Origin of the sequence: Ruminococcus flavefaciens, assembly GCF_900119075.1 — a bacterium.
GTDB classification, from domain to species: domain Bacteria; phylum Bacillota; class Clostridia; order Oscillospirales; family Ruminococcaceae; genus Ruminococcus; species Ruminococcus flavefaciens_Q.
In genome coordinates this window covers 116373-130245 of record NZ_FPIP01000005.1, presented here as the reverse complement: position 1 = coordinate 130245, position 13873 = coordinate 116373, and the positions used below count along the sequence as shown (strand labels likewise).

10 protein-coding genes and 1 other annotated feature are annotated in these 13873 nt (G+C 49.9%); of the genes, 3 read left to right on the top strand and 7 right to left on the bottom strand.

The features are described 5' to 3' along the window. Positions 1-81: 81 nt before the first annotated feature. The 5 genes from BT105_RS09140 to BT105_RS09120 form a co-directional block, all read right to left on the bottom strand. On the bottom strand, positions 82-948 hold the full coding sequence (locus tag BT105_RS09140; RefSeq protein WP_081367848.1) for an alpha/beta hydrolase: 867 nt from the start codon (positions 946-948) through the stop codon (positions 82-84). Between the two features lies 1 nt (position 949). Beyond that, positions 950-1162, bottom strand: coding sequence for a DUF3006 domain-containing protein (locus tag BT105_RS09135; RefSeq protein ID WP_072300428.1), 213 nt, complete (start codon positions 1160-1162; stop codon positions 950-952). After that, positions 1159-1923 carry a ComEC/Rec2 family competence protein gene (locus tag BT105_RS15290; RefSeq protein WP_072300427.1) on the bottom strand — a complete coding sequence of 255 codons (765 nt, stop codon included), beginning with the start codon at positions 1921-1923 and terminating at the stop codon, positions 1159-1161. The genes BT105_RS09135 and BT105_RS15290 overlap by 4 nt, the downstream gene beginning before the upstream one ends. 101 nt (positions 1924-2024) lie before the next feature. Continuing rightward, on the bottom strand, positions 2025-4007 hold the full coding sequence (locus BT105_RS09125; protein ID WP_072300426.1) for a YgiQ family radical SAM protein: 1983 nt from the start codon (positions 4005-4007) through the stop codon (positions 2025-2027). A 9-nt stretch (positions 4008-4016) separates the two neighbouring features. Next, positions 4017-4745 (bottom strand): M48 family metallopeptidase, encoded by a 729-nt coding sequence (locus tag BT105_RS09120; protein WP_072300425.1) that lies wholly within the window; start codon positions 4743-4745, stop codon positions 4017-4019. Between the two features lie 385 nt (positions 4746-5130). Continuing rightward, positions 5131-5374 (top strand) — a binding site (T-box leader). Positions 5375-5488: 114 nt separating this feature from the next. On the opposite strand from BT105_RS09120, the gene BT105_RS09115 reads away from it, so the two are divergent. Next, positions 5489-7831: an AMP-binding protein gene (locus tag BT105_RS09115; RefSeq protein WP_143186567.1), complete on the top strand. Its 2343-nt coding sequence runs from the start codon at positions 5489-5491 to the stop codon at positions 7829-7831. Between the two features lie 181 nt (positions 7832-8012). On the opposite strand, the gene BT105_RS09110 is transcribed toward BT105_RS09115, so the two are convergent. Beyond that, positions 8013-8477: an NUDIX hydrolase gene (locus BT105_RS09110; protein WP_072300423.1), complete on the bottom strand. Its 465-nt coding sequence runs from the start codon at positions 8475-8477 to the stop codon at positions 8013-8015. A gap of 140 nt (positions 8478-8617) precedes the next feature. Here BT105_RS09110 and BT105_RS09105 point away from each other — a divergent pair, with 140 nt between their 5' ends. Continuing rightward, the gene (locus BT105_RS09105) at positions 8618-9571 is read left to right on the top strand and encodes a hypothetical protein (protein ID WP_072300422.1); all 954 of its coding nucleotides are present in this window, start codon (positions 8618-8620) and stop codon (positions 9569-9571) included. 273 nt (positions 9572-9844) lie between these two features. Here the strand turns inward: BT105_RS09105 and ppdK are convergent, their stop codons facing one another. After that, the gene (gene ppdK / locus BT105_RS09100) at positions 9845-12472 is read right to left on the bottom strand and encodes a pyruvate, phosphate dikinase (protein ID WP_072300421.1); all 2628 of its coding nucleotides are present in this window, start codon (positions 12470-12472) and stop codon (positions 9845-9847) included. A 246-nt stretch (positions 12473-12718) separates the two neighbouring features. Between ppdK and BT105_RS09095 the strand changes: the two genes are divergently transcribed. Continuing rightward, positions 12719-13855, top strand: coding sequence for an alpha/beta hydrolase (locus BT105_RS09095; protein WP_072300420.1), 1137 nt, complete (start codon positions 12719-12721; stop codon positions 13853-13855). Positions 13856-13873: the final 18 nt, after the last annotated feature.

Sequence of the window (13873 nt, the reverse complement as noted above, 5' to 3'; positions counted from 1 at the left end):
CGCAATTGCAGGGGGCGTCTTTACGCCGCCCGAATAAATATCATGTACCCAGACGGGCGGATAATATCCGCCCCTACAAACTCACATCAATTCCTTGAAGAAATTGCACTCGTCGTCATTTGCCTGCGCAGCAAGCTCGGACTTCACATCGCAGTGGAAAACGTGTCCCAGAGGATGTTCCTCGTCGCCGTAGAGCTTGTACCTGTACTTCACGCCTACCCTGTCAAGGCTCTCCATGAGCGCCTTTGGCTCCTCGCGGAGGAAGTCCTCGTTGGAGGTCATGATATAACAGGGCGGAAAATCCTTGTTCACAAGGTCAACAACGCTGAACTTATCAAGGATAGCAGGATAGTCCTTCTTCTCAAGGAAGTCCTTCATGGACTTGATGATACCTGCGTCCTTGGTCTGATAGATACCGCAGTTGAGAGCCAGTCCCCTGAACTTCAAGCCCTCGGGAACGGTAAAGCTGTACATCTTTGCGTACTCCTTATCTGCGCAAATGCAGGCATAAAGGGCGATACCCATTGCTCCTGCGGAGTCTCCCACAGCAAAGAGGTTATCAAGGTCAAAGCCGTACTGCCCGGCATTCTTCATCACCCATTCAAAGACCATGTTGGTGTCCTCAAAGGGCGCAGGAAAGCGGTGTTCGGGAGCAAGCCTGTAGGAATAGTTCACCACTGCAAAGCCGTGCTTTGCAAGCTCCATGCAGTAAAACTGGTAGACCTTTTTATCGCCGTATACCCAGCCGCCTCCGTGAAAGCTGACGATAACGGAGATTTTTCCGCTGAGAGCCTTGGGACGGTACACGTCCAGCACCTGCCAGTTCTCGTCAGAGCCGTATTTTATATCGTCAAAGCGCTCTATCTCAGGCGGAGTTGTCAGTCCCTCGTCGCGCTTTGCGTCGCTTTCTTCGCACATTTTTCTGAATATCTTACTGCGTATGGACATATCAATTCTCCTTTTGTAGTTTTTTCAGCTTTTCACGCAGTTCCCTGCGGCGTTTCTCCGCCGCTTTTTTATTTATGGTATAAGCGCCGTTTTTCAGCTCCACCACGTCCCCCTCACGGGCTTCTTCGGGGAGCATATCACGGAGAACGTTCTTCATGCCGTTTTCCGTTTCAAGGACTGCGTATTTTCCCTCAAATCTGTCGATTATGGTCATTTTTTCTCCCTTTCGCAGGTTATCTTCATATCCGCGCCGTTGGATTCCGCAATAACAGTTCCGTTTACGTCTGTTCGGCAGACCATATCCGCGTATCTTTCAAGCCTTTTCACGGTGCTGTCCGCAGGGTGTCCGTAGGGATTTTCCTTTCCGCAGGAAATGACCGCTGTCTGCGGACGGATAATGTCTGTAAACTCCGCTGTTGAGGAATGAGAACTGCCGTGGTGTCCTGCCTTATAGAGCACGACCTTATCCAGCCTGCCGCCGCTTATCATAGCCGCTTCGGACTCAGCCTCAGCGTCGCCTGTGAACAGGCATTTGTTGCTGCCGTGAGTGAGCATAAATGCTATGGAGTAGTTGTTCAAGTCCTCATAGAAGCCGCCGTCGGGAGCTATTATCTCCGCCCTTGCACTGCCGATTTCAAGGACTTGTCCCACCTTAGCTTCTTTTACGGGGACGTTCTTCGCAGCACAGCTGTCCAGAAAGCGCTCATAGAAAACCGCAGTCGGTATCTGCTTGTCGGGGATATGGGGCACAAGGACTTCGCCGACGTCGAAAACGTCGATGATATGATGCATACCGCCCATATGATCGGAGTGCGGGTGGGTTGCGATGATGTAGTCGAGCCGTCCCACGCCAAGCTCCCGAAGATAGTCGGTCACGCGCTCCGAGACATCGTTTTCGCCGCAGTCCACCAGCATAGTCACGCCGTTTGCGGCGATAAAGGTGCAGTCGCCCTGCCCCACGTCGATGAAATGCATGACCAGCTTGTCCTCATTGGGAAATGTGTGGGGCGGCTTGCGGAAATACCGCCAGCCAAGAAATATCAGTATTGCCGCCGTTATCAGCAGCCATAGCAGGTTCAGTGCTTTCTTTTTCCGTTCTGCCCGTTCTTTTTCCCGTTTTTCTGCCAGCTCGCGGAGGTATTGTTTTTGCTGCGTGCTGAGCCTGTATTTCTCTCCTGCTGCCTTGACGAAGCTTTCCGTGTCTTTGAAGTATTTTGCCACGACTTGTTGTCACCGCCTTTTCGGGGAGTACCGCCCTGTCCGCGGCTGTCGTCCGCCACAAGGCATTTAGGCGACGTACCGATGAGGTCACGGCGTCCTGCGGCTCTGAGAGCTTCAAGGACTATCTCCTTGTTCTGTGGGCGGAAGTATTGCAGCAGAGCTCGCTGCATAGCCTTTTCCTTGGGAGTTTTCGGCACGTAGACCTTTTCCATTGTGTAGGGATCCAGCTCCGTGTAGAACATCGCCGTGGAAATAGTTCCGGGCGTCGGATAGAAGTCCTGCACCTGCTCGGGACGTATCTTGTTCTCTTTCAGGAAGAGGGCAAGGTCTATGGCTTCGTTGAGGGTGCTGCCCGGGTGCGAGGACATGAGGTAGGGCACAAGATACTGTTCCTTGCCCATGCTCTTGGTTATCTCGTAGAAGCGCTTCTGGAAACGCTTGTAAGCTTCGATGTGGGGCTTGCCCATTTTGTCGAGGACTACCGCGGAACAGTGCTCGGGAGCGACTTTTAACTGACCGCTGACATGGTGCATTATGAGCTCCTTCATGAACTCGTCATCCTTGTCCTCGATGAGGTAGTCGTAGCGTATGCCCGAGCGGATAAACACTCGCTTGACGCCCTTGACCTTGCGTATCTTCCGCAGCATATCAAGGTACTCCGTGTGGTCTACCTTCAGTGCAGGACAGGGCTTGGGAGCAAGGCACTTCTTGCCCATGCACAGTCCCTTTGAGAGCTGCTTGTCGCAGGAGGGGCGGCGGAAGTCCGCCGTAGGACCGCCTACGTCGTGTATATAGCCCTTGAAATCAGGCATTTTCGTTATGCGCTCAGCCTCGGCAAGCACCGACTCCACACTGCGGACGGTGATACGTCTGCCCTGATGAAGTGCGATAGAGCAGAAATTGCAGTAGCCGAAGCAGCCGCGGTTATGAGTGATAGAAAAGCGCACCTCCTCGATACCCGGGACTCCGCCGAGAGCCTCGTATGAGGGGTGTATCGCCCTTGTGTAGGGCAGTGAGTAGATGTGGTCGAGCTCCTCGGTGGTAAGGCTGTAGGCAGGGGGCAGCTGTACCAGCATCATCTTGCCATGGCGCTGGATTATGGTCTTTCCGTAGACCTCGTCCTGCCAGTCGTACTGTATCTTGACCGCCTTTGCGTACTCGGGCTTGCTGTCCCGAACCTGCTCGAAAGAGGGGCACTGCGCAGCACCGAGGGGCGTGTTCACGGGCTCTGTGAGATAGCAGGTGCCGCGTATATCGTGCATATCCTGTATGCGTTCACCTGCCGCAAGACGGGTGCACATCTCCTGTATCTGGTGCTCGCCCATGCCGTACATCAGCAGGTCGGCGCCGCTGTCAACGAGAACGGAGGGGCGAACTGCGTCGTCCCAGTAGTCGTAATGTGCAAAGCGGCGGAGCGAAGCCTCCAGACCGCCTATAGCTATGGGGATATCCCCGAAGTATTCGCGGAGCTTCTGGCAGTAGACTATAACTGCGCGGTCAGGGCGCTTGCCTGCCACGCCTCCTGCGGTGTATGCGTCGTCGGAGCGCTTTCTCTTAGCCGCAGTATAATGAGCTACCATGGAGTCGATATTTCCTGCGGTCACAAGAAAGGCATACTTAGGCGCACCGAAGCGGCGGAAGTCCCTGTCGCTGTGCCAGTCGGGCTGTGATATGATACCTACCGTAAAGCCCATGCTCTCAATAAGACGGGTAACGATAGCCGCTCCGAAGCTGGGGTGGTCTACGTATGCGTCGCCTGTAATATATATGTAGTCGAACTGCTCTATTCCCAGCTCGTCCATTTCCTTTTTAGTAGTAGGCAGAAAGCCCTCGTACATGGTATCACCTCACAGTATAACTGTTTTTTCAAGCTCAGCCTTGGCTGAACGCCATTGGGGAAACTCCGCTCCCAGCAGGGCGTAGAAGTCCTTTGAGTGGTCAGGGTGTATAAAATGGCAGAACTCATGTGTGACTACGTGCTCTATGCAGTGCCGCGGAGCTTCGATGAGCCGCCTGTTCAGAGTTATCATGCCCCTTGTGTAGTGACAGCTCCCCCAGCGGGAGGTCATGGAGCGTATCTTTATCTGGGGCATTGCAACGCCGTATTTCACAAATTTCTTGTGTGTTTCAAGGACTATTTCAAAGAATACCTCTTTGCACTGCTTGTCGTACCAGCCGTCCGCAAGCTTCTTTACGCGCTGAGTATTGCCCGTGTCCCTGATGTGGATTTGGAGCTCCTCTCCGCAAAGCTCCGCATACTCGCGGCTGTCGGGTATAAGCGATAATTTCAGCTTGCTGCCCAGGTACATGAGTTCCTCGCCGTCGGTATAGCTGGGGGGAGCTTTTTTCACGTCGCGCTCTGCGAAGTACACAGCCGCTCTGCGGATATGCTCGCTCCTGCTGATGATAAAAGCCTCTATTTCACGGACGGGAACGCGCTTTGACGCGGAAACGTACACCGAGCCGTCGTGCTTTACCCGAAGATTTATATTTTTCACTTTTTTGCGTTCAAGGGTGTAATCCATTGCTCCCAGCGGAGTCATCACACGCCTTGTTTCAGTAGATAATGTTTTCATTTTATTCTCCTATGAAACAATTATATCGCAGTAACGCCATTGTGTCAACCGTTTATATCCGCCTGTCAGGGGACGCCTTCTCTTGCAAGGCGTCCCCTCCCGAAAAACAATTCACTGGATTGTTTTTCGATTCACCCCTTGCGAGGCGCCTTCGGTTCTTGGGCTCTGCCCAAACCTGCCAGAGGCTCTGCCTCTGGACTCCGCCTAAGGAACACGTCCCTTAGGAATCCCGCTCATATTCTCAGCAAGTAAATTCGGGACGGATATTTCTACTTACTACTCACTATTTTCTAAAAACTAATCACTAAGCACTAAGGACTGAAAAATTGCAGTGCAATTTTTCAAAAACCCCTTGACAAATGCTCTTTTGTGTGATATAATCCAAACATAAGCTATGAGGAAGACAAGCAAAGTATCGCCAATGTCTACAGAGAGCCGACGGTTGGTGCGAGTCGGTGATAAGCAGTGCTGTGTATCCCTTCTGAGCCGAAGTGCTGAAAATCTCAGTAAGCGCTTCCGTGATTCTGCGTTAATGAATAGGACTTGCTGGAGTCTGAAGTGGTGTTACGCAATAGCGGCACAATTTGAGTGGTACCGCGGGTATTCAGTTAATGATACTCGTCTCAAAGAACTTCTTTGAGGCGAGTTTTTTGTTTTTGCGGTACTTACATCGGAATATTTCTAAATGCCCGTTTCATTTTCCAGTATTGATTATTTTTAAAGGAGAGCTTATTATGAACGAGATGACGAAATTACAGAATGCAGAAGTAAGGATCAAAGAGGTAGCAGAGCGTATCTCGCACCTGCGTGAGGACCTCGGCATTTCCGTTGAGGAAATGGCTGCTAAGACTGATTATTCCGTTGAGGAATATAAAAAGCTGGAATCAGGCGAGCAGGACTTCAGCTTTACTTTCATCTATAAATGCGCAAATACCTTCAATGTTGAGATAACAGACCTCATGGAGGGTTCAAGCCCTGAGCTCAGCGGCTACACTGTTACAAGAAAGGGCGAGGGAGTTCCTATCGTCCGCAGAAAGGGCTTTACCTACAACCGCCTTGCTTCCAAGTTCAAGAACAAGACTGTAGAGCCTTTCCACGTTGTTATCCCCTACTCCGAGGAAGCCCTCTCACAGCCTCTCCACATGGCAAGCCATGCAGGTCAGGAAATGGATATCGTTATCAAGGGCACTCTCCGCATGACAGTCGGCTCGCATACCGAGATACTCCACGAGGGCGACTGTATCTACTACGACAGCTCAATGCCCCATGACGAGATAGCTCTCGGCGGCGAGGACTGCGAGATATACGCATTCGTTATGCCTCCCCGCGGCACAACAGGTATGGCTGAATACAAGGAGCACATCGCCGAGCATCAGCTCACAAACGTTGACAAGGCAGGTCTCCTCCACCCTGTAGCAGAAAAGTTCGTTCAGTGCGAGACCAATGAGGCGGGCATACTCAGCGCAGTTCACTTCCAGAATGAGGATAAGTTCAACTTCGCATACGATATCGTTGACGCAATGGCTGAGAAATGTCCCGACAAGACAGCTATGATATATGTTGACGTCAACAAGAACGAGCGCCGCTTCACATTCAAGGATATCAAGAAGTATTCCTGCCAGACCGCAAATTACTTCAAGTCTCTCGGTATCAAAAAGGGCGACCGCGTAATGCTGGTACTCAAGCGCCACTACCAGTTCTGGTTCTCTATCTTGGCTCTCCACCGTATCGGAGCTCTTGTTATCCCTGCTTCAAATATGCTCAAGGAGCACGATTTTGAGTACCGCTTCAATTCCGCAAACGTATCCGCTATCGTCTGCTCTGCCGACGGCGATATCACTGCCGAGGTGGATAAGGCTTGTGCAGTTACAAATACTATAAAGACAAAGGTCAGCGTAAACGGTCAGCGCGAGGGCTGGCATGATTTCAATGCTGAGCTCCCTGCATACAGCACTCATTTCGAGCGTACTGACGAGACTCCCTGCGGAACCGATCCTATGCTCATCTTCTTCAGCTCGGGTACATCGGGCAATCCTAAGCTCGTTCTCCACAGCTATCAGTACCCCCTCGGTCACTACGTAACAGCCCGTTACTGGCAGAACGCCGATCCTAACGGACTTCACTTCACTATATCCGATACAGGCTGGGGCAAGGCTCTCTGGGGCAAGCTCTACGGTCAGTGGATGTGCGAAGCCGCTGTATTCGTGTACGATTTCGACCGCTTCCACGCAGACAGCATACTCCCAATGTTCAAGAAGTACAATATCACTTCATTCTGCGCGCCTCCGACCATGTACCGCTTCTTCATCAAGGAGGACCTCTCCAAGTATGACCTTTCATCACTGAAATACGCTTGTATCGCAGGCGAAGCCCTCAACCCCGAGGTGTTCCACCAGTTCTACAAGGCAACAGGTATCAAGCTCATGGAGGGCTTCGGACAGACCGAAACTACCCTCTCTATCGCAAACGTTGTGGGCATGGAGCCTAAGCCCGGCAGTATGGGCAAGCCCAATCCCCAGTACGACGTTCAGGTGCTTCTCCCCGACGGCACTCCTGCCGCAGTGGGCGACACAGGCGAGATATGCATAAAGCTCAAGGGCGACAGCACCACAGGCTATGGCGTTCCCGGACTTGCACTGTGCTACTACGGCGACGAGGAGAACACTGCCGAGACATGGCGCGACGGCTACTACCACACAGGCGATACTGCATGGGTTGACGAGGACGGCTATTTCTGGTACGTCGGACGTGTTGACGACGTTATCAAGTCCTCGGGCTACCGTATCGGACCATTCGAGATAGAGAGCGTTCTCATGGAGCTCCCATATGTGCTTGAATGTGCAGTTACAGGCGTTCCCGACGAGATAAGAGGTCAGGTAGTAAAGGCTACTATCGTTCTTACAAAGGATAAGACAGGCTCGGAAGAACTGGTCAAGGAGATAAAGGATTACGTCAAGAAGCGTACCGCTCCTTACAAGTACCCGAGAGTGGTCGAGTTCGTTGAGGAGCTGCCAAAGACCGTAGGCAGCGGAAAGATACGCCGTGCAGCTATCCGCGAAATGGATAAGGCTAAATATCAGAAGTAATATCAAATCAAAAAAGCCGTAAAGAAGTTTTAGCTTCTTTACGGCTTTTTAAATAATAAAGAATAGAGAATATATAAAAAATAAGAATTACGGTGTCCGCTTTGCGGACATATTGATAATAATATCGCCGAAAGGCGATACCACTATTATTCTTTATTATTTATTCATTATTCTTTCTTCTTTATCTTGATTTTATGCACTCCCTTACCTTTTCAAATATCCTCGCCTTTATTTTCAGCGGCGGTGTGTTCTCGGGGAGCTTGTCTATGGAGAAAAACCGCTGTTCATAGGCTTCTTCCTCCTGTACCTTCATCTCTCCCGTGAAATCGCGGCAAATGTACAGTATCCCTGCAAGATATACCTTGTCGCCGTTGGGATATTCGTAGTAGGAGTCCTCCCCCGACATATCCATAAGAAATTCAAGCTTTCCGCAGGCAAGCCCCGTTTCCTCAAGAACTTCTCGGCGGGCACATTCCTCGAAGCTCTCCCCCAGCTCCATAGAGCCTGCGGGATAGTCCCAGTAACCGTTGTCGGTACGTCTGCCGAGTAGTATCTCGTTCTTATCGTTGAGAAGTATGACTCCTGCTCCTGCCATGATAATCGGTCGGCTGCCGAGTGTCTTGCGAAGTTCTAAAATGTAACCCATTGCTGTAGCTCCTTTGTTCATTTGATTTGATTATATCACATAAGAACTGTAAAGTCAATCAGCGGCAAAAGTCATGGTTGCATTTTCCCAAACAACGTGGTATACTATTATTTGTGATTTTAAAAGAAAAGGTGACCTGATTGCAGACTTTCAGAAAAGCGCTCCCTGTGGCACTGTCGCTTATACTGGCGGCAGGTATGGTGGCCGCCGCGGAGCTTTTACACAATAAAGAGATAATCTTCCCAGAGATAACGGCTGTCGCCATAGGAGCGCTGACTGCTCCGAAACAGCCATGGAACGTATCAAGGCTAAGGCTTCTGCCGACTATGACCGCAGCCGCAGTTATCGGCGTAGGACTGGCGTTTCTGCCGCTGCCCGCTGTTGTAAAGATACCCCTTGCCATGATTTGCGCAGCCGCTTGCGTTACGGTATCGGAAACGGAGTTCCTCCCTGCCATATCAGCCTGTGTTCTGCCTGTGCTGCTGGAAACAAAAACTCCCGTCTACATAGGCTCGGTAGTCGTGATGACCTCGCTGATACTCATCACTCAGCTGGTACTCGAAAAAGCAGGACTGCGCGAGAAAAACGTGTACGTCCCCGTCAAGCTCGACAGACAGCTGTTCATGCTCCGCGCAAAGCAGATAGCCGCAGCAAGCATGATCTGTATACTGCCTTTGCTGACAAAGGAGATATTCTTCATAGCACCGCCCCTTATCGTGGCTTTCTTCGAGATGTCAAAGCCCGAAAGCAAGCTGCTGGGACGCCTGCCTCATGTGTTTGCGCTCATAATGCTGGCAGCTGTCAGCGGAGTCCTCTCACGCTTTGTTCTCACCGAAAAGCTGGAACTGCCCCTTGCAGTATCGGCTGCCGTATCATGCGCAGTGATACTCGCCGCCGTGTGCAGGATAAAGCTATATTTCCCACCCTGCGGAGCAATAGCAACTCTGCCATTCATCATACCCGAGGGCGCACTTTTTAGTTTCCCATTTGAAATAGCCGCAGGAACACTGGTATTTATTGCCGCTGCTTTTGCGCTTTCAAAGGAGCAGCGCATAGTTTTAAGAGTAAAGAAATTATTAAGACCGCAGAATTAACTGCAACACTAATATAGAAGTTTTATGCTTATTATTGAGAGAACCCCTTTTGAAAAAAGGGGCCCTCTGACAGAGGGGCGCGCCTCCGTCAGAGGAACCTTTCCTCAGAAAGGTTTCCCCCATAATTAACATAAGCTTCGATATTAGTATCGCAGATAACTGCGGTCTTTATTACAGCAAAAAGTCCTCACAGCCGAAACTGTGAGGACTTCTTTTATCCGTATGAACACAAAACGTTAAAAACGTCTATAAGGTATACTGTATATACTCTAATTACTTCTTGTCAGCAATTGCAGCCTGAGCAGCAGCGAGACGAGCAATTGGAACACGGAAAGGTGAGCAAGATACATAGTCGAGGCCGATCTTGTGGCAGAACTCAACAGATGTAGGATCACCGCCGTGCTCACCGCAGATACCGCAGTGGAGCTTAGGATTTACAGGCTTACCGAGCTTGATAGCCATTTCCATGAGCTTACCAACGCCAGCCTGATCGAGCTTAGCGAAAGGATCGTTCTCGAAGATCTTCTTGTCGTAGTAAGCGCCGAGGAACTTGCCAGCGTCGTCACGTGAGAAGCCGTATGTCATCTGTGTAAGGTCGTTAGTACCGAAGCAGAAGAAGTCAGCGTTCTTAGCGATCTCGTCAGCTGTAAGAGCAGCTCTTGGGATCTCGATCATTGTACCAACTTCGTACTCGAGGTTAGAACCAGCTTCCTTGATAACAGCGTCAGCAGTCTCAACAACTACCTTCTTAACATACTTGAGCTCCTTAACATCGCCAACGAGTGGGATCATGATCTCAGGCTTAACTGTCCAGTCAGCGTGCTTCTTCTTAACGTTGATAGCAGCCTTGATAACAGCCTTTGTCTGCATAGCAGCGATCTCAGGATATGTTACAGCAAGACGGCATCCTCTGTGGCCCATCATTGGGTTGAACTCGTGGAGAGAAGCAATGATGTTCTTGATATCCTCAACGGACTTGCCCTGTGAATCAGCGAGAAGCTTGATGTCAGCCTCTTCTGTAGGAACGAATTCGTGGAGAGGAGGATCGAGGAAACGGATTGTAACAGGGCAGCCCTCAAGAGCCTCATAAAGAGCCTCAAAGTCAGCCTGCTGCATTGGCTCGATCTTAGCGAGGGCAGCCTCACGGCCCTCAACTGTATCAGCACAGATCATCTCACGGAAAGCAGCGATTCTGTCTGCCTCGAAGAACATGTGCTCTGTACGGCAGAGACCGATACCCTCAGCGCCGAGCTCTCTTGCCTTCTTAGCGTCAGCAGGAGTATCAGCGTTTGTACGAACCTTGAGAGTTCTGTACTTATCAGCCCAAGCCATGATTCTTCCGAACTCACCTGCGATCTGAGCGTCAACTGTAGCGATAACGCCGTCGTAGATGTTACCTGTTGTACCGTCGATCGAGATATAGTCGCCTTCCTTGAAGGTCTTGCCGCCGAGCTCGAACTTCTTGTTAGCTTCGTCCATCTTGATATCGCCGCAGCCTGAAACGCAGCACTCACCCATACCACGAGCAACAACAGCAGCGTGTGATGTCATACCGCCGCGAACTGTGAGGATACCCTGTGCAGCCTTCATACCTGTGATATCTTCAGGAGAAGTCTCGAGACGAACGAGAACGACCTTCTCGCCCTTAGCAGCCCACTCTACAGCGTCGTCAGCTGTGAATACGATTTTACCGCAAGCAGCTCCTGGTGAAGCACCGAGGCCCTTGCCGATAGGAGTAGCAGCCTTGAGAGCCTTTGTATCGAACTGTGGGTGGAGAAGTGTATCGAGGTTTCTTGGGTCGATCATTGCAACAGCTTCCTGCTCTGTCTTCATGCCCTCATCAACGAGGTCGCAAGCGATCTTAAGAGCAGCCTGTGCAGTTCTCTTACCGTTTCTTGTCTGGAGCATATAGAGCTTCTTGTTCTCAACAGTGAACTCCATATCCTGCATATCGTGATAGTGATTTTCGAGAGTCTGGCAAACTTCCTTGAACTGAGCGAAAGCCTCAGGGAATGTCTCAGCCATCTGCTGGATAGGCATAGGAGTACGAACGCCTGCAACAACGTCCTCGCCCTGTGCGTTTGTGAGGAACTCACCCATGAGCTTCTTCTCACCTGTAGCAGGATCACGTGTGAACGCAACACCTGTACCGCAGTCGTCGCCCATGTTACCGAATGCCATTGACTGTACGTTTACAGCAGTACCCCAAGAGAATGGGATATCGTTATCTCTTCTGTATACGTTAGCTCTTGGGTTGTCCCATGAACGGAATACAGCCTTGATAGCGCCGATGAGCTGCTCCTTAGGATCGTCAGGGAAGTCCTTGCCGATCTTAGCCTTGTACTCAGCCTTGAACTGGCCAGCGAGCTCCTTGAGGTCGTCAGCGTTGAGCTCAACGTCCTGTGTAACGCCCTTCTTAGCCTTCATTTCGTCGATAAGCTCTTCAAAGTACTTCTTACCAACTTCCATAACTACGTCAGAATACATCTGGATGAATCTTCTGTAGCAGTCCCAAGCCCATCTTGGATTGTTGGACTTTTCAGCGATTGTGTTAACAACTGTCTCGTTGAGACCGAGGTTAAGGATTGTATCCATCATACCAGGCATTGAAGCTCTTGCGCCTGAACGAACAGAAACGAGGAGAGGATTCTCCTTATCGCCGAACTTCTTTCCTGTGATTCCTTCCATTTTAACGATATACTCGTTGATCTCTGCCATGATCTCGTCAGAGATTCCGCCGTCCTCATAGTACTGAGTACAAGCCTCAGTTGTGATTGTGAAGCCCTGAGGAACAGGGAGACCGATGTTTGTCATCTCAGCCAGGTTTGCGCCCTTACCGCCGAGAAGCTCTCTCATGTTGGCATTACCCTCAGAGAAAAGGTAACAATACTTATTTGCCATTGGTGTATACCTCCATTTTTAACATTTCCGAATATTGTCCCGAAAGGGTACAATATCCGAGTTATACATATTATAACACATCTTAGAAAAAAATACCATATATGTGATGACAAAAAAAAGGCGTTAAAAACGCTGCACTTTGTACAAAAATCAACAAAGAAGTTTGTTTTCTTCAAAAAAGGCTTGCATTTGAAGTTAAAGTATGTAAAATTAATAATATAACGCATATTATAAGGAGAACAAAATATGAAAAAAATCTCAACACTTATTCTCGGCAGCATGCTTGCCCTTTCACTGGCTTCCTGCACGGACAACAATGATACTCCCCTGTCCTCTGCTGAGGTCACAACAGCAGAGACCACAACAGAAGCCGCCACCGAACCCACTACGGAAAAAGCGACCAAGCCCACTGTTGAATACTACGACGGGCTTATCTGCTCGGATAATATGACCGAAAAGGAAAAGGAGAGGTCAAGCTTCCGCGAATTTACGCTGCTTGATCCCGATAAGGCTTTCACTATAGGCGAATGCGGACTGAACTCCTATTACCTTTATGATTCGGATAAATCCAAACTAAAAAAGATAAAGGACTCTTTCCGCGAGCTGACCATATACGACGAACAGCTTGACCAGCAGTTCCTTGTGCACATAACACTTCCGCCGAATTATGACAAAGACAAGGAATACCCCGTGGTATTCATCACTGATTCGATGTATCATCTGAAAAAAGTTCCCGACCTCTGGAAAGTCATAGACGAGGGCGAAGCCGCTCCCGTTATATTCGTAACTCTCGGCTACGATTACGACACACGTGAGGATCTTGAACGCTTCAACAAATTCATTTTGCAGGACAAGGAGTTCCTTGATTTCATCACCGACGACCTTATGAAAACTATCTCACTTAATTACAAGGTAGATGCTTCACGCTCGGTATTTTTCGGGCATTCTTTCGGCGGAGCCTTCTCGCACTACGCTCTGTGCAATTCCGACAAGTACGAATATCAGCCATTTAAGGACTACATAATCGGAAGTCCTTCGTTCTACATATACTTCTATCCCGACTCAGAGTATTACGATAACAGCAGTATCGAAGACCCCTACGCTTATCAGAGGGAGTTCGACTACTTCGACCGCAACGAAACTATGGATAAAAACGTGTTCATATGCGCAGGCGGCAGAGAAGCCTATAACGACCTTAAAGACGCCGGCGACCTCAAACTTATCCCCGAGGAAGCAAAGGATCTCTACGAAAGACTTATATCTCACAGCGTAAATGCGGAGCTGAAAATATATGAGGATTGCTACCACAATAATTACCTTGCAGATATGCTCAAGGATTACCTGAAACAGAATTTCCCGCCAGAGGATAAAACTCAAAATTGACATACAGGAGGAATTTAT

What these genes read in the sequence shown, in the direction of transcription:
- BT105_RS09140 (WP_081367848.1), bottom strand. Translation starts at nt 948, where the DNA reads ATGTCCATACGCAGTAAGATATTCAGAAAAATGTGCGAAGAAAGCGAC.
- BT105_RS09135 (WP_072300428.1), bottom strand. Translation starts at nt 1,162, where the DNA reads ATGACCATAATCGACAGATTTGAGGGAAAATACGCAGTCCTTGAAACG.
- BT105_RS15290 (WP_072300427.1), bottom strand. Translation starts at nt 1,923, where the DNA reads ATGCATTTCATCGACGTGGGGCAGGGCGACTGCACCTTTATCGCCGCA.
- BT105_RS09125 (WP_072300426.1), bottom strand. Translation starts at nt 4,007, where the DNA reads ATGTACGAGGGCTTTCTGCCTACTACTAAAAAGGAAATGGACGAGCTG.
- BT105_RS09120 (WP_072300425.1), bottom strand. Translation starts at nt 4,745, where the DNA reads ATGAAAACATTATCTACTGAAACAAGGCGTGTGATGACTCCGCTGGGA.
- BT105_RS09115 (WP_143186567.1), top strand. Translation starts at nt 5,489, where the DNA reads ATGACGAAATTACAGAATGCAGAAGTAAGGATCAAAGAGGTAGCAGAG.
- BT105_RS09110 (WP_072300423.1), bottom strand. Translation starts at nt 8,477, where the DNA reads ATGGGTTACATTTTAGAACTTCGCAAGACACTCGGCAGCCGACCGATT.
- ppdK (WP_072300421.1), bottom strand. Translation starts at nt 12,472, where the DNA reads ATGGCAAATAAGTATTGTTACCTTTTCTCTGAGGGTAATGCCAACATG.
- BT105_RS09095 (WP_072300420.1), top strand. Translation starts at nt 12,719, where the DNA reads ATGAAAAAAATCTCAACACTTATTCTCGGCAGCATGCTTGCCCTTTCA.